Source organism: Nocardia grenadensis, assembly GCF_050942415.1.
In the GTDB taxonomy this organism is placed as follows: domain Bacteria; phylum Actinomycetota; class Actinomycetes; order Mycobacteriales; family Mycobacteriaceae; genus Nocardia; species Nocardia grenadensis.
Genome location: NZ_CP192054.1, coordinates 2552550 through 2569166, shown reverse-complemented (window position 1 = coordinate 2569166; position 16617 = coordinate 2552550). Strand labels below are relative to the sequence as shown.

Annotated in this window: 12 protein-coding genes; 6 read left to right on the top strand and 6 right to left on the bottom strand. The window is 67.0% G+C overall.

Annotated features, from left to right (window positions below):
• Positions 1–16: 16 nt before the first annotated feature.
• Complete coding sequence (locus ACQPYS_RS11585) at positions 17–1150, top strand: cobalamin B12-binding domain-containing protein (protein WP_433492585.1); 1134 nt, start codon at positions 17–19, stop codon at positions 1148–1150.
• A 103-nt stretch (positions 1151–1253) separates the two neighbouring features.
• On the opposite strand, the gene ACQPYS_RS11580 is transcribed toward ACQPYS_RS11585, so the two are convergent.
• From ACQPYS_RS11580 to ACQPYS_RS11570, 3 genes are all read right to left on the bottom strand, one after another.
• On the bottom strand, positions 1254–2072 hold the full coding sequence (locus ACQPYS_RS11580; protein WP_433492584.1) for a MerR family transcriptional regulator: 819 nt from the start codon (positions 2070–2072) through the stop codon (positions 1254–1256).
• 21 nt (positions 2073–2093) lie between these two features.
• Positions 2094–2309 carry a hypothetical protein gene (locus ACQPYS_RS11575; RefSeq protein WP_433492583.1) on the bottom strand — a complete coding sequence of 72 codons (216 nt, stop codon included), beginning with the start codon at positions 2307–2309 and terminating at the stop codon, positions 2094–2096.
• Between the two features lie 100 nt (positions 2310–2409).
• A complete protein-coding gene (locus ACQPYS_RS11570) occupies positions 2410–3747 on the bottom strand; it encodes a family 1 glycosylhydrolase (RefSeq protein WP_433492582.1) in 1338 nt (445 codons plus the stop codon).
• A gap of 295 nt (positions 3748–4042) precedes the next feature.
• Between ACQPYS_RS11570 and ACQPYS_RS11565 the strand changes: the two genes are divergently transcribed.
• The 3 genes from ACQPYS_RS11565 (at position 4043) to ACQPYS_RS11555 (ending at position 6960) form a co-directional block, all read left to right on the top strand.
• Positions 4043–4471 (top strand): nitroreductase family deazaflavin-dependent oxidoreductase, encoded by a 429-nt coding sequence (locus ACQPYS_RS11565; RefSeq protein ID WP_433493027.1) that lies wholly within the window; start codon positions 4043–4045, stop codon positions 4469–4471.
• Between the two features lie 607 nt (positions 4472–5078).
• Positions 5079–6284, top strand: a complete 1206-nt coding sequence (locus ACQPYS_RS11560; RefSeq protein WP_431938988.1) for an esterase/lipase family protein — start codon at positions 5079–5081, stop codon at positions 6282–6284.
• Positions 6285–6669: 385 nt separating this feature from the next.
• On the top strand, positions 6670–6960 hold the full coding sequence (locus tag ACQPYS_RS11555) for a hypothetical protein (RefSeq protein WP_433492581.1): 291 nt from the start codon (positions 6670–6672) through the stop codon (positions 6958–6960).
• 163 nt (positions 6961–7123) lie between these two features.
• On the opposite strand, the gene ACQPYS_RS11550 is transcribed toward ACQPYS_RS11555, so the two are convergent.
• Together ACQPYS_RS11550 and ACQPYS_RS11545 are read right to left on the bottom strand one after the other, a co-directional pair.
• Entirely contained in the window at positions 7124–8053 is a 930-nt protein-coding gene (locus tag ACQPYS_RS11550) for a hypothetical protein (protein WP_063036193.1), read from the bottom strand.
• Positions 8054–8515 carry a hypothetical protein gene (locus ACQPYS_RS11545; RefSeq protein ID WP_433492580.1) on the bottom strand — a complete coding sequence of 154 codons (462 nt, stop codon included), beginning with the start codon at positions 8513–8515 and terminating at the stop codon, positions 8054–8056.
• A 66-nt stretch (positions 8516–8581) separates the two neighbouring features.
• Here ACQPYS_RS11545 and ACQPYS_RS11540 point away from each other — a divergent pair, with 66 nt between their 5' ends.
• Positions 8582–12109, top strand: a complete 3528-nt coding sequence (locus ACQPYS_RS11540; RefSeq protein ID WP_433492579.1) for a CHAT domain-containing protein — start codon at positions 8582–8584, stop codon at positions 12107–12109.
• Positions 12110–12161: 52 nt separating this feature from the next.
• On the opposite strand, the gene ACQPYS_RS11535 is transcribed toward ACQPYS_RS11540, so the two are convergent.
• Positions 12162–12899, bottom strand: coding sequence for an MgtC/SapB family protein (locus ACQPYS_RS11535; RefSeq protein ID WP_433492578.1), 738 nt, complete (start codon positions 12897–12899; stop codon positions 12162–12164).
• Between the two features lie 436 nt (positions 12900–13335).
• Between ACQPYS_RS11535 and ACQPYS_RS11530 the strand changes: the two genes are divergently transcribed.
• Complete coding sequence (locus ACQPYS_RS11530; protein WP_433492577.1) at positions 13336–16590, top strand: protein kinase domain-containing protein; 3255 nt, start codon at positions 13336–13338, stop codon at positions 16588–16590.
• Positions 16591–16617 lie beyond the last annotated feature (27 nt).

Genomic DNA, 16617 nt, shown 5'->3' with positions numbered 1-16617 from the left:
CGGGAGACCGGAGGATATGAGCGAATCGCAGTCCGAAACCGTGGCACACAGCGATATGGGTGCGCTCCGTGCGGAACTCTGGGAAGCACTCGGCCGGCGTGACGAGCACACCGCTGTCGCTGCCGTAATCGCCGCCCTTGACAAGGGCGCCCATCCCGAAGAGGTACTCCTCGGGGCCATCGCGGCGGTGCAGTTCCGTGTCGGCACGGAATGGGCGTCCGATCGCCTCACTGTCGCCCAAGAGCACGCCGCCACCGCGATCAACGAGCGCGTCATCGCCGCAGTGGCCTGCCATCCCGCCGCCGCCACCCCTGCCACAGCGGGTCACGTCACCGTCGCCTGCATCGACGGAGAGTGGCACGCGCTGCCCGCCCGATTGGTCGCCGAAGTTCTGCGACTGCGCGGCTGGCAGGTCGAATTCCTCGGCGCCCATGTACCCACCCATCACCTGATCGCCCACATCCATCAGCACGATACCGACGCGGTTCTATTGTCCTCCTCGCTCGCTACCCGTCTCCCCACCGCTCATGCCACGATCACCGCATGCCAGGCGGCCGGCGTACCCGTGCTGGTGGGCGGCGCGGCATTCGGCGCCGACGGCCGTTACGCGCGACTGCTGGCGGCCGACGGGTGGGCGGCCGACGCACGCGGCGCCGCCCGGGAACTCGAGCGTGGCCTTCCACGCAGACAACCGAACTCGGCAGGAGTACCGTCCTCGCCCCCGACGCACCGGAGCGACCAGGAATACACCCTTGTCGTCCGGACGAAAACGCAATTGATCGCCGCTACCGTGACCGACCTCGAGAACAGCTACCCACCGATGCGCGCCTACACCGAACTCCAGCGCGAGCGCACCGCGGAGGATATCGCGCATATCGTCGACTTCCTGGCCACGGCGCTCTACATCGACGACGATGGTCTCTTCAGCACCTTCGTCCTCTGGACCGCCGATGTCCTGACGGCCCGCGGTGTGCCGGCACCCGCGCTGAGTTCCGCGCTCCGCTCGCTGTCGGCGCAGCTGGCGGAATTCCCCCGCACTCGACGAATCCTGCGCCATGCCCACGAAGTTATGACAACACCCGACCGAGTGACGGTCCATGCGCCAGGAATCCCGGAGAGTCCGGCGGCCGGGACGGAGGAGAAGAAGTAGGGGTGCGCCGTGATTACGGGAGCCTGCCGGTCCGGGCCCCTGCCGGCCCACGATGCTTGATGGGCCCGAGAGCTCTTGCATCACAGCGAGCTTCGGGCGGCCTTCACCGGCGCGCAATCGGCTCCTGCAACTCCGTGACCCATCCACTCGGGTCCTGGGTGAACTCCAGCGTCACCTCGCGCGCCGGGCCGTGCGGACGGTAGCCGTTGGCCTCGATCCACCGACCGAGCGCCTGCCACGGTTCGAGAACCTTGTCCATGCTGCCGCGGTGCACCACGGTCGCGGCCTGCTCGACCGCGGGCAGATCGACGATCGAGAAGTCGTGTTCCGCTCCGGGTTCCGCGACGACCGGCATTGCGGCGTGCACCAGCACCGAGCCGTCGGGGCGCTCGTCGTAGTAGGCGATGGCGGGCCCGACAGGTTCGACCCCCGCGCGCTCCAGCCGCGCACACAACTCCTTGAACAGCGGACCCACCACGGGACCGATCGAGTTCGGCTCGAAATCACCCGCCTCGCCGATCAATTCGGCGACCCGGACGGCAGGGACGGACGTGACAACCACATCGGGCACGGGCATGGCGCCCTCCTTCTCGATGACACGGAGTCTCGTCTCGACCTGGACGAGCCGGTCCCGGTCCGTCGCGATGCGCTGTTCCAGTTCCGCGCGGCGCAGGATCAGCATGCCGCGCAGTTCCGCGCCGCTCACCTCGTCGTCGAGGATCCGGCGCACCTGTTCCAGGGTGAAGCCGAGCTCCTTCAGCGCGACGAGCCGGTTGAGCCGGGCCAGCTGACCAGCGGCGTAGGACCGGTGGCCGGTGGCCGGATCGACCACATCGGGCCGCAGTAGGCCGATGCCGTCGTAGTGACGCAGCATGCGCACCGACACTCGTCCGTGTCTGGCGAAATCTCCGATACTGAACATGACGCCCTCCGGTTTACCGCCTCACACGGTGTCAGGATCAAGAGCCGTACGGGAACCCCGTCTGCCAGCGGGGCCGTCGGACGCCGAACCCACGAAGAGCCCGCCACCGAGCGTCTCCAGCCCCTGTCCGGCGATATCGGCCACGGGTTCGATGTCACCGAGGGCCCCTACCCCGGGAATCACATCCGTGATGCCGACATTGTCGACCACGACCTCGAGCGGACAGACCTGCACCACGGAGGCCGGTTGAGCCGGCCGCTACCCGGCCGCGATCGTCGAGTTCATGAACCACCCGGTCCGCACGCCGCAGCCGAGACGGTGTGCGGGCCGGGTGCGGTCAGGGTGCGGGGATGGGGCGTCGGCAGCTGTCCGGGGGGTCGATGAGAAAGCAATGCGCCAGGCCGCGGCCGGGTCGATAGTCGCCGGGGACACCGCCTTCGGCGATGGTCCGGCGGTAGGTGCCGACGGCGTCTGTCGGGCGGCGGGTGAGGCTCGGGTCGGTGGTGGTGTCGACGGTGTAGAGGCCGAACCGGGGACGGAAGCTGCCCCATTCGTAGTTGTCGGTGAGGCTCCAATAGTTGTAGCCCATCACGTTCATACCGTCGGCCCGGGCACGCTGGATCCAGTAGACGGTGTCCTGGAGATGGGCGCTGCGGGTGAAGCCGTCGGCGCGTGGTTGCCCGTTGTCGGTGGCCATACCATTTTCGACGATGTAGAGGGGTTTGCCCGGGAAACGGTCGGCATAGTGCCGGAGGGCGAAGTAGATCCCTTCCGGACGGACCGGGAGGTCCCAGATCGGCTGCCCGGGCGGGGTCGCGGACCCGACGGCGCCGCCGAGATATTCGAGGATCGTCCGCGTCGGGTCATAGGCCCAGTAGTAGTCGATTCCGACGTAGTCGAGGCGGGCGGCGATACGGCCGACCAGGTCACCGTTGATCTGGTCGTCCGCGCCGGCGACGTAGCCGACATTGCTGGTCACCTGAGCGTCCGGGCGGATGTGGTGGATATGGTCGTAGATACTGTTGTGTGCCTGCGCGATCCGGTCCAGCATCTGGGGAGCGTCGGCGTTACCGCGGCCCGTCTCGTGGGCGATATAGGCGACGGATTCGTTCACGGTGACCCACAGCGGGTCCTGGGCGGCGTAACGGTCGACGACGGCGCGCATATTCGCCAGCCAGTCCTCGACGATGGTCGGGCTGCGCCAGCCACCCCGGTCGGCGATCCAGCCCGGATACACCCAGTGGTCGAGGGTGATCATAGGTCGCATACCGGCCCGGGCGATACTCGCGATCACCGAGTCGTAGAAGCGGAAAGCCTGCTCGTCCCAGACCCCCGGGGCCGGCTGCAGGCGTGCCCATTCGATCCCGATCCGGAATACTCGCACACCCATATCCGCGGCGAGGCGGATATCGGATTCGTAGCGGTCGTAGAAATCCACCGAGTTACCGAGACGGTCGAGAGAGGGGTTCGCCTCGATGTACCGCGTCCAGTTGCTGTCGGGCGCATGCCCTTCGGCCTGGAACCCCGAGGACGCCACACCCCAGAGGAACCCGCCATCCAATCGGGGTAGCCCGGCGGCGGATTGTGGTGCGGCGGCGGAGTGCGAACAGAGCATTACGGTCGAAACGAGAACCGTGAGCGAAACTACACAGAACCGACGGAGCCGTGGGCGCATCGCCACAGGGTAATGCCGGCAAGGACCGGCCCGGCCCAGAAACGCCGATCCCATGGATATGACCGTACGCGGGACGACCGCGACGAGAGCCGAGTCCAGCCCGCACCGGATGGTCGTGAGCGGGACCGGAATATGGGGGGTCGCGGCGGCGATGGAATTCGTTCTGAACGACCGCGGCACGATATGATCTCGTGCCCCGGCCGCTCCTCTCGGCGCAGGCCGTCGACACCGAAATCCCCAGGAGTACATCGTGACAGGCAAGCGCAACGTCCGAATCCCCCGTTGGCTCAAACCGATGAACCGGGCGATGGTTGCGGTGAGCCGGATAGGCGTATCGCTGCCGATGGCGCTGCTCACCGTACCGGGCCGGAAATCGGGGCAGCCGCGGACGACACCGGTGACACCGTTCGAGTACCACGGCGTCGAATATGTTCTCGGTGGTATACCCGGTGCGGATTGGGTGAAGAATGTACAGGCCGCGGATACCGCGGAGTTGAAGCTCGGACGCCGTCGGCGCGTCGTGCGCCTGGTCGAGATCCCGGCGCAGGAAAGCGAACCGGTGCTGCGGGAGTTTCCGCGACTGGTGCCCACGGGTGTGCCGGTGATGATCAAATCCGGGGTGGTGACCAGCGACGATCCGGACGAGTTCGCCGCGTTGGCCGGCCGGTGTGTGCTCTTCCGGATCGACGACGTCCGACCGAACGCGGCCGGCCCGGTGAGGTAACGGTTCCATCGCCGGTCGCCGATGCGTGCGGCATCCGGCGGCCCCGACTCCGGTCAACCGACAGGCCCGACGGATGGAGACAGCCGAAAACACTCCGCTGCCCTCGGCCGAGTTCATCGAGTCGACAACTGTCGAGGCCCTACCGGCGGCGCCGAATCCGGCCGCGTCAGATCGGCCACCCGCTCGGCGAACGGGCCGGTCATCTCGGCGCCCGCGTCCGCCGTCCTCGCCGACGTGGCCTTCCCCCGCGCCACCGACCCCCAATTCGGGCTCACGTATCGGCGATCCGCTCAACCGTCGTGCCGAGCACCGATCACCCGGACCGGCGGAACTCGAATTGGGCTACATGCCGTCAATAGTTCCGCAAACATTTCCTCCGGCACTGTGCAAAACAACTATAGAAACAGCTGTTCTTTCCTCCCCTTCCCATAATCGAGGGCCTGTGGTCGAGCCCGATTATCGGTGGCTCTTCTCGTGAACCGCAATGAATAAATATCTTTCGAAAGCTGTTCGGGCTCCGCCGTTCTAGCGTCGTTCGCGGTTCTCAGGTGTGAAAGGTTTCACCCACTGCGGGAACCGATCGCACCTGTGTGCAGGAAGGTAACCGATGAAGCGAACGATAATCAGCAGGTCATTGCGTGCCGCCGTGGTCGTGAGCGCGGCTGTCCTCGCGGCCGGCGTGGCCGGCCCGGCCGGCCATGCCGAACCTACGGCCGCACCCACCGAGCAACAGCTGGCCGACCTGATCGCCGACGGGCTGAAAGACCCGGCCGCGCACCCCATCGCCGACAGCGGCAGCGCTTCGGGATCCGCGTGCAATTCCGGTAGTGGGACCGGCTCGGGCAACGGGTCCGGCGATTGCTACGGCGGTTCCGGTTCGAGTTCGGGGTTGCGCGGCGGCCATTCCTCCGACACCGTCGGATTCGGGCCCGCCTCCACCTCCTTTCTCGCCGCCTTCGCGCACAGCGCGTTCAATCCCGATGTCGCGCCACCCGGCTCCAATGATTGGGCGTGCAAGCCCACCGCCGAGCATCCGGAACCGGTCGTACTGATACACGGCACCTGGGAGAACGCCTACGACAACTTCGCGTTCGTATCGCAGCCGATCCACGACGCCGGCCACTGCGTCTTCACCTTCAACTACGGTAAGTCCGGTCTGATACAGGGTGGCGGCGTCGGCTCGGCGCTGCCCGGCGCCAACGGCACCGGTTACATCGAGGATTCGGCGAAGCAGATCGCCGTATTCGTCGACCGGGTCCTCGCGGCCACCGGTGCGCAGAAGGTGAACATCGTGGGCCATTCCCAGGGTGGGGCCGTGTCACGGCAGTACATCCAGTTCGAGGGTGGCGCCCAGAAGGTCGCGCACCTGATGACCTTCGGTGCCACCCATCACGGCACCACACTGATCGGTATCGGTGCGCTGGGCCGGGCCATCAACAATCTCGGTATCGATGTGCTCGGCCTGGTGGAGATCTTCGTGGGCCACTCCGGTATCCAACAGACGGTCGGGTCCGATTTCGTCAACAATCTCAATGCCGCCGGTGACACCGTGCCCGGCGTGAAGTACACGGTGGTGGGAAGCCGGTACGACGAGATCACCACCCCATACGACTCGACCTTCCTGACGGCGGGGCCTGGCGCGACAGTACACAACATCACTCTGCAGGACGGCTGCGAACAAGACCTGTCGGATCACCTCACGATGATGTACTCGCCGCGGGTACTGTCGATCATCCTGAACACCCTGGATCCGTCCCAGCCTCTGCAATGCACCTTCAATCCGTGGTTGATCGGCGGCGGTGGCTCGCTCTGATCGCCGCACCGCGGGCCGCGTGATCGCCCTTCACGCGGCCGGCCCGCACCACCCACGATCTTCGGTCGGCACGATTCCGCCGCGCGGCCCGCACCTGGGTGGCGCGGCGAACTGCGACTTCGGGCAGCTACCGGGTTCGTCCACCGTTTACGAGGACTGCTCCTCCGACGATCCCGTGGCTCCGCGATTCGTTGTGCCCTGTCACAAGGTGACCGGACCGGCGCCGAATACCCGATTTCCGGGGAGCCGACATGCTCGCATAATCATGGTCGCGTAATGACGGGCCGCCGGCGCGGCGGAGGAATTCGACTCGATACCGCAATCGGCGATGGCCCGGGACTATTTGCGGAAAGGTGCATCGCACCTACGCGAAGGAGGCGTAGCGGTGGAACATCGCATTGCTTCGGGCCGGCTGGCCCGGGCAGGCATGCTCGGAAAACTGGCGGCCACCCAGGCGGCCCACGGAGTGGGGACCAAGATGGCGTTGATCGGGCGCACCGATCAGGCGCACCGTATGCTCGCCGAGCGCTCGACATTACAGGCGGCACAGCAGATGGGCAGTATGAAGGGCGCGGCGATGAAGCTGGGCCAGATGCTGTCGGTGTGGCAGCTGCAATCGGCCCTGGCCGCCCGCACGTTCCGTTTCGATTCCGGATCGGTAGCCCACGATTCGTGAGCGGCGCCCTCGGCCGACCACACCCGGCCGGCACGAGTCCGCCCCAGGCGGTGCGGGAACGATCTGCAGTTCGGAACAGCCGGAACGTCGACGAATATCGGAGCAGCCGTGGGCGGCGACCGGTCCGGTCGTGCCGCCTTCCTACAGGGCGATACCGGTTCGCTCAGTCGGTGACCGGACGCGGGCTACCGAGGTGGCGGGTGAGAACGTGGCCGAGTTGCGGGGTGAGCGGGCCCGCGTGCTCGATACCGAGTTGGGTCGCGAGGGAAACGGCGTGCGACCGGGTCGCGGTTTCCAGGAGAGTCGCATAGGTATCTGTTGCGGTGCGGATGCGATACCGGGCCGTTGCCGCGGTGACGACGCCGATCAGGGCGGCGGGCCACCACCAGACCGTCAGGACCGAATAGAGGACCGACCAGGCGAGCAGCGTGGTCGCCCGCGCCAAGGCAGTCCGTGCCTCGTTGATCTGGTCACGGGTGGAATCCGGAAGGATCAGCCACACCGACGGCCATACCGTGGCGAGGTCGAGGTGGTGGTCGCGGTCGAGGCGAACAGCCGCGGCGTGTACTCGATCACCGCTCCAGGTGGGTCGTTCCGGCCGCTCCACCGAGATCCGGTTCCGGGTGCGGGCCGCGCGCTGCCGGAGCGCGGAATCCGGCCGGTCCGCGGGGTCGGGAGCCAGCATCTTCCGGAGCTCCCGGCGGTAGACGGCCTCGGCGATATCCCAGCGACGTATGCGCCGGGCCACCCACCAGCGCACCGGATACCGGACCGGCATCGGCCAGGCGGCCCAATCCGCCGCCAGCGCGATATGTTCGGCAAATGTTCCGACAGCTTGCGCGACGAGCCCAACCGCGGCCGCGCAGGCCGAGATCGCCACCAGGAGCAGGATCCCCGCGCCCGTGGCGGTGATCGCCGGGTTTTCGGCGTAGCCGGTGATCGTTCGGGCGAGCAGGCCCACATCCAGCGCACGACCGTGTCCGAGAACGAATGCGGCACCGGCGACCGCGAGATAGAAAGCACCCGGCAAAACCAGCAGCGACAGCCATTTCTCGGCGAGCTTCTTCGTCAGTTCGCCCCACAAGCCGCCCATTCAGGAAAGTCGCTCCCGCAACAACTCCCGCTCGGTGAGGGCGCACCGCGGGGGGTCGTCGTGGACCTCATCGGCGGTTCGGCCCGCGCACCGTGCGAGCGGACAGCGGTAGACGACCTCGAGGTGGTGCACGCCGATCGGCGTGGGGGTGCGGTGGTGTCCGTACAGCCCACGCGCATCACCGCCGGCCTGTAGTGCGGTATGGACGGCATCGAGCGACCCACCGAGATCGGTGGCGCCGTCCGAGTGCACGGCGGCGATCAGACGGTTGAGGGGTGTTGCGGTATCGCTCCCGTCGTCGCCGAGCACGCTGCGAATATCCTCCAGATGCCCACACAGATACGCCAATCCTGCGGCGACCCGCCCGGCATTTTGTGACGACGGCAGCAAACAACCCCCTGGGACGACGAGCAATCCGGCAGATGCCACGTACACGGCGGTGCAGCGCGGCAGTTCGATCATATCGTCGAAGACGTTGTGCTTCAGGCCGTCGGATGACTAGCGTCGATAGCATCCGGGGAGGGCGGTATGACAGATCGTGAGCACGACGGCGACAGATCCGGTTTCTTCACCGCTGTCAAGGGGCTCTGGCAGCAGTTGGGCACGCTGGCCGCCGTCGGCCGAAGCGGTCCGTTCGGCCCACTGGACGCCTTTCGAAGCCGGGTGAATCGAGCGAAGACCGTTGCCGAACTGGACGACGCGATCCGCGTGGGCCGGCAACTCCTGGCCGACACCCCGGCCGGCCACCCCGCATTTCCCGGCACTCGATACCACCTGGCCAGAGCGCTGGTATTCCGGTTCGACCGGACGAATGCGGCAGAAGATCTGGATGAGGCCGTGCGGCTCGGTCGCGCGACACTGGATGTCGTCCCGGCCGGTCTCCCCTTCCGTACCGTCGTGCTGGTAGCCGTCGGGAGCAGTTTGCGTACTCGGTTCGAGCAGAACGGCGACCTCGCCGATCTGGACGGCGCGGTCCTGCTGATGCGGGAAGCGGTCGCCCACACAGTCGACGGCGATCCCGATCTCGCCGACAGGACCGACCGACTCGGCGCCGCGCTACGCAGCCGAGTCGAGCGGACCGGGCAACTCGCCGACCTCGATGAAGCGATCGCGCTGGGGCACCGGACGGTGGCCGCGACGGCCACGCACGATCCGCTGCTCTGTGTACGGCTGGTGCACCTCGCCGCGGCCCACGCGGACAGGTACGCACGGACGGGGACGGCGGCCGATCTGGACGAGGCCATCCGGCTCGGCGAGCAGACCATATCCGCGATCCCCGCATCGCTTCCCGACAACCTGCGGACCGAGATCCGACACGTCCTGGGTCGAAGCGTGCGGGCCCGCTTCGAGCGGACCGGCGACCGTGCCGATGCCGACGAAGCCATTCGTCTCGTGCGACAGGCGGTGACCGGCACTCCCGCCGGTGATCCGGGCCGCGCCGCATCCATGGACACCCTTCGCGCCGCGCTGCTGAGCCGGTTCGAGCGGACCGGGACGATATCCGACCTGGACGAGGCAGTCGACGCGGGACGACAGGCAGTGGCGGCGGCCCCCAGCGGTCATCCCGATCGTGCCCGCAACCTGTTCGGTCTGGGGTTCACACTGCGCATCCACTTCGAGCGAACCGGGGACCCGGCGGATCTGGACGAGGCGATCCGGATCGGACGGGAAGCGGTGGCGGTTACGGCCACCGAGGATCCCGATTACCCCGACCGCGCGAGAAGTCTCGGCCGCGCGCTGGTCGATCGATTCGATCGAACCGGTTCCATGACGGATCTGGACGAAGCCATCCGGATGGCTCGACGAGCTGTTACCGGCACACCGGGAGACAGCGGCACCCGAGCCGGCAGACTGACGACTCTGGGGACAGCCCTTCGGAATCGCTACAAGCGCAGCGGAACGCGATCGGACCTGGATGAGGCCGTCACCGGTCTGCGCGCTGCGGTGGATTCGGCCCCGACCGGATACCAGACAATGAACATCCTGCTGATGAATCTCGGAAACGCCCTGTCGGACCGATTCGAGGAGACGACCGAGACAGCCGATCTGGAAGCGGCGATCGATATGTTCCGGCAGGCCGTCGCCGCGACACCCACCGATCACCCCGACCTGCCGGCCATGCTGGGCAACCTCGGGTTCGCCCTCCGGACCCGCTTCGAACAGACCGGCACCCCGGCGGATCTCGGCGAGGCCATCGATACACTGCGGCGGGCCGCGGGTATCACGCCCACCGATCACCCTGTGTACGCCCAACAGCTCATCAAGCTCGGGTCCGCCCTGATGATGCGGTTCTGGCGAACGGACGTCACGAGCGACCGAGACGAGGCCACCGCAGCCTTTCTGGACGCGCAGCGGTCCACTGTGGCACCGCCGTCGACCCGGATCCTGGCGGCCCGCGCTGCCGCCGACCTGGTCGCGGCCACGCAACCGGCTCGTGCCGCCGAGTTGATCGAGCACGCGATCCGGCTGCTTCCCGAGATCACGCCGCGGCAGTTGGAACGGTCCGATCAGCAGTACGCCATCGGCCGATGGGGCGGATTCGCCGCCGACGCCGCGGCGCTGACCCTGCGGAATCCGGCTGTACCCGAGAAAGACCGAGCGGATCTGGCGCTGCGCCTGCTCGAGGCCGGCCGGGCCGTACTGCTGAACCGGACGGTCCAGGTCCGCGCGGAGACCACCGAGCTAATAGACCGGCATCCGGACCTCGGTCGTGACTTCGTCCGGTTGCGTGAAGAGCTCAATCGGTCCGGCATCATCCCCTTTCCGGGCGGTTCCGAAGACCCGGCTCCGGACCGGCACCGACTGGCACGCGAATTCGAAGAGGTGCTCGCCCGCATCCGGACGCACCCCGGATTCGAAACATTCGCCCTGCCACCGTCGACCGGGCAATTGGTCGCGCAGGCCGACCACGGGCCGGTGGTGGCCTTCAGCATCGGCCGGTACGGTAGCGACGCGCTTCTGCTCACCGCCGACGGAATCTCCTGCCTGCCGCTGCCCGCCCTGTCCGCGGCGGCGGTGCGCGACCGGGCCCGTACCTTCCGCGAGGCGCTGAACACCGCCGCCCACGGCAGCACCGGCACCGAACGGCAAGCCGCGCAACGATATCTGAGCTCCACCCTGGAATGGCTGTGGGACAACGCAACCGGTCCCGTACTCGATGCGCTGGGCTTTCATCGGCCGATCGCGCCCGACCGGGCCGGACCGCGGGTGTGGTGGGCGCCCGGCGGACTCCTGGGCCAACTACCGATCCACGCGGCCGGCTATCACACTCATCCGGCCCGATCGGACGCACCGACGGTGATGGACCGCGTCGTCTCTTCCTATACGCCCACCGTCGCCGCGCTCGAATACGCGCGACGCCGGCGCCCGTCCACCGCGGACCCGGATACGCCCGGGCCGGCCCTCGTCGTGGCCATGCCCACAACACCGGGGATGGACGGGCGGTTGCACTACGTGCTCGAGGAAGCCCACCTGGTCGCCACGCATCTGCCCGGAGCCACCGTCCTCACCGAGCCCGATGAAGTAAACGCTCTCGGCGCCCTGGCGAGGCCGTCTGCCGAACACACCCGCCCGACAACAGCCACTGTGCTGGATCTGCTGCCGGAACGCGCCATCGTGCACTTCGCCTGTCACGGAGCCACCGACCCCGATGACCCCTCGCGGAGCCGGCTGCTGTTACATGATCACGCCACGACGCCGCTCACCGTCGCCGCACTCGCCCCTGTCCATCTCGACCGGGCGCGGTTGGCGTATCTGTCGGCCTGCGATACCGCTATCAGCACCGATACTCAACTGGTCGACGAGTCCATCCACCTGGCGTCCGCCTTCCAGCTCGCCGGATATTCCCATGTCATCGGCACGCTGTGGACAATCGACGACGATATCGCGATCCGCATCGCCGACGCCTTCTACACGGCCTTGCGTACCGCGCCCGATACGCCGGCGGTCGATCTCGGCCGCGCGCCCCACGCACTGCACCACGCCGTCCGCGCGGCGCGCGACACCTTTCCGGCCACCCCATCGCTGTGGGCCGCCCACCTCCACACCGGAGCATGAACCGCCGCGGCGCCGACCGACCGGCCGGCCCGCGCGAGGGCGGGTTCGGCGATCAGTCGTTCTCGTCGTCTCCGGTGTCGATGCGCATTACCCCGTCGATACCCCCGAGAACCGCGCTCGCGTCCACCGCACCCGGCCCGCGGAGCCGCAGCGCGACCGTGACCAGCCGATCCGGCGGCAGCCGAACACCGATGTCGGCACGTTGCGCGAGCACCGCCATCGAATCGATCACCCATCCGCGCTTGGTACAGGTGCTGAGGACCTCACGCAGCACGCCGCGGCCGTCCTCGTAGGTGATGATGTACCCGCGCTCGGCGCTACCGCGCCGCGATATCCAACGCCCCAGCGGCGTGTAGCCGAGCACGATCACGAAGTGCAGTCCCGTGACCAGCAGAGCCAGCCATACCAGACCGGAGCCCGCTGTCATGCCGATCGCGGCGGTCTCCCACACCGATGCCGCGGTGGTGAGCCCGTGAATGGCGCCACGCCGGGTGATGATCAAACCCGCGCCGAGGAATCCGATACCGGAGACGACCTGTGCCGCGACGCGCGACGGGTCCAGAGCAACCGTCCCCGCCGACAGCACATCGCCGAATCCGTACTTGCTGACGATCATGAACAACGCCGACGCCGTGCCGACAATCGCCTGCGTGCGCAGGCCCCCGCTCTTGCCGCGGAACTGCCGTTCCAATCCGATGACCGAGGACAACGCGAAGGCCAGCAGGAGTTGCCCGATCTGGCCCACACCCTGCGCGTTCGTGCTCGCCACCGCAGTCGTCATCGATTCCAATCGTGTCGCACCGGTGAGTCGTTGTCGACGCAGGCCGCCGTGGGCGAGGCAGCGACCGGTGGACGGTCGGACCGAAAGCTCGATCGACATTTCCACCCGGTTTCGGCGGCTCGGTACCGATAACGCTTCCGATACGCGCACCCGCGGACCAGGTGACCTGCTTGTGGTCATACCGCGCAGGGTTGTCGGGGAAAGCCCGCGGACACCGCTCGAACACGACACCCCACGCGCGATCCGCTCCCCCGGACGTAACGATCCGGGATACCGCGGGAGCAAAGAGTCGTGTACCGGATTTCCGATGTCGAATTCGCCGCCCGCAATGGCACGGCTCGCCCGAGGCCGGCGCTGATCGAGCACCCTTTTCCGGGACTGCCGACAGGCGCTGCCGCGTGTATTCTTTGCCTGGGGCGGGTGGCATGGCATGAAGTGACTGTCGATGGGATCAGACCCTTTCGCAACGCAACGCAACCTGGGTGTAGATGCGGTCGCGGAACTGAACGACGCCGGACTGGAGGGCGCCGCGGAGATCGGCCGGGGCGGCTCGGGGGTTGTGTACCGCTGCGTCCAGCCCGTCCTCGACCGCGTGGTAGCCGTGAAGGTCCTGACCTTCGAGCTGAATGGCGATCGGGAACGATTCCTCCGCGAGCAGCAGGCAATGGGCCGGCTGACCGGGCACCCCAATATCGTCGAGGTCCTCGAGGTCGGTGAGACCGAGTCCGGCCGGTTGTACTTGGTGATGCCTTTCCACCCGCAGGGCTCGCTGGAGGCCCGGATACGCCGCGACGGCCCCTTACAACTCGTCGAACTGTTGCGGCTGGGGGTGAAGCTCGCCGGCGCGCTGGAAACCGCGCATCGTGCCGACATACTCCACCGGGAAGTCAAACCGAGCAATATCCTGCTCACCGACTACGGCGAACCGGCGCTGACAGACTTCGGCATCGCCCACCTCGCCGAAGGCTTCCGTACCGCCACCGGTGCAGTGACCGCTTCACCGGCATTCACCGCACCCGAAGTTCTCGGTGGTACCCCATCGACCCGTGCTTCCGATGTGTACAGTCTCGGCGCCACGCTGTTCTGTGCTTCGACCGGGCACCCCGCGTTCGAACGCCGAAGCGGAGAACAGGTCATGGCGCAGTTCGCGCGGATCAGCACCCAGCCGGTTCCGGACCTGCGCGGGTACGGAATCCCCGCGGATCTGGCCGCCGTCATCGAGACGGCCATGTCTCACGACAGCGGGCAACGTCCCACCGCGGAAGCGCTCGGCCAGCAGCTGCGGCATATTCAAGCCGCCCATGGGCTCACCGTCGATCACATGGCCTTGCGTGGCGAGTCCGGGGAGCAACCCCGGCCGATGGCCACGTCCGCGCCCATCCCTGCCCACGACCCGAATCGTGGCGGAACCGGGCTGCGGACCGCCGCCGGGAACCTGCCGCAGGAGCTGACCAGCTTTGTCGACAGGCGCAGCCAGGTCGCGGAAATCAAGAACCTGCTGTCGCGGTCGCCGCTGGTGACGCTGACCGGGATCGGAGGGGTGGGCAAGTCGCGTCTCTCACTGCGGGCCGCCCACACACTACAGCGGAGCTACGCCGAGGGCGTCTGGCTGGTCGAGCTGGCCGAGTTGCGCGACCCGTTGTTGTTGGTCGACGTGGTGACCACCACCCTCGGCCTACGGCCGGTCGGCCGGCCGGCACTGGAAGCCCTGGTGGAACACCTGTCCGGCCGCGAAGTTCTCTTGGTCGTCGACAACTGCGAACATATGCTCGATCCGGTGGCGGAACTCGTGGAGATTCTCCTGCAATCCGCGCCGCGGCTGAAGATTCTGACCACCAGTCGCGAACCTCTGGGAATCGGTGGTGAAGCAGTCGTACTGGTACCGCCGCTGAGCTTCGCGGAACCGCCGGTCCCGGGAACGAACGTCAGCGAGGCCGTGACGTTGTTCACCGAACGCGCGGTCGCCGTAGTGCCGGACTTTCATCTCGATGAAAGCAATCGGAGAACCGTGGCGGATATCTGCGCACGGTTGGACGGATTGCCCTTGGCGATCGAGTTGGCCGCAGCCCGACTGCGCACCCTGTCCGCAGACCAGATCTCGGAGCGGTTGTCCGACCGATTCGCCGTGCTGACCCGTGGTAGCCGCAGTGCTCCCACCCGGCAGCAGACATTGGGCTGGTGCATCGACTGGAGTTACGACCTGTGTACCGCCACCGAACAACAGCTGTGGGGCCGGATGTCGGTGTTCGCCGGAACCTTCGATCTCGCTACCGCCGAGGAAATCTGCGGGACCGGCCTCACCGAGCAGGGCTTCCTGGACGCGTTCTCCGGACTGCTCGACAAGTCCATCCTCATCCGGGAACAATCAGGTGCCGATCTGACCTTCCGGATGCTGGAAACCGTGCAGGCATACGGCGCACACAAGCTGGCCGAGTTCGGCGAACGGGCACAACTGGACCGACGCCATCGCAGCTGGTACGACCGTCTGGTCTCGCGGGCCGAGGCCGACTGGGTGAGTTCGCGGCAACTCCAGTGGATTACCCTGTTGGAGCGGGAGCTCCCGAACCTCCGTAAGAGCATGGAGCACAGTATCTCGGAAGGCGATGCCGGCGGCTTGCGCACCGCTGCCCACCTCTTCAGTTTCTGGTTCTCCACCGGCCGGATCAATGAAGGGCGTCGCTGGTGCGATCGCCTGCTCGACGCTGTATCCCAGGCACCGGCCGCCGACCGAGCCGGAGTGCTCAACATCGCTATCGTATTCGCGGGCCAAGTCGGCGATCTGATAACCGCGACGGAGCGGATCACCGAGCTCGAAGACCTCGCGGAACAGACTGCCGACCCCTCGATCGAGGCTCTACTCGCCTACGCGTCCGGATGCACCGCACTCAACACCGGCGATTTGAATCTCGCCAGTGTGCGGCTCAACCATGCCGTCGAAGCATTCCGTGCCCGAGAGAATGTGCTGTTCGAATTGAGGGCCCTGGTCGTCCTCGGCTGGGCTCTCGTACTCCGTGGCCACATGCCGAGCGGCATAGCCTGCCTCGAAAGAACACTGACGACCGCCGACGCTCACGATGAGACGGAGATCCGGTCCCTGGCATTGCGGCCCCTGGCGCTCGCAGTCTGGCGCACCGGGAACAGCGGGCGAGCGATTCAGCTGTTGAAGGAATCCCTCGCAACCTCACGCCGACTGGTCGATCCGCTCGTCGCCGTCGTCGCGCTCGAGATAATGGCGTGGATCTCGATCGAGAACAACCAAGCCGAGCGGACAGCGGTCTTACTCGGCGCGGCACATGGGCTCGGTCACTTCATCGGCACCAGCATCGTGTTCCCCGACATGGCGGTCTTCCATACCGACTGTGTACGCAGAACCCAGGGCACCCTCGGAAAGAGGCGATTCGAATCGGCCCACCGCAGAGGTTCCGGAATGACGCTGGAATCGGCCGTCGACTTCGCTCTCGGAGAGCAGAACCGAGACGTGGCATCGGCCGACGACGAGGTGCCGCTCACCAAGCGCGAGCGGCAGGTCATGGACCTCATCGCCGAGGGAATGACCAACAAGGCGATCGCCGCGCGATTGACGATCTCCCAGCGCACAGCGCGGGGACATGTGGAGAACATACTCACCAAACTCGGGTTCAACTCACGAGCCCAGATCGCGGCCTGGGTCGCGGAACACTCCGGCGACACGCATTCTTGACGGCCTCATCGATAGCGCGCCGACACT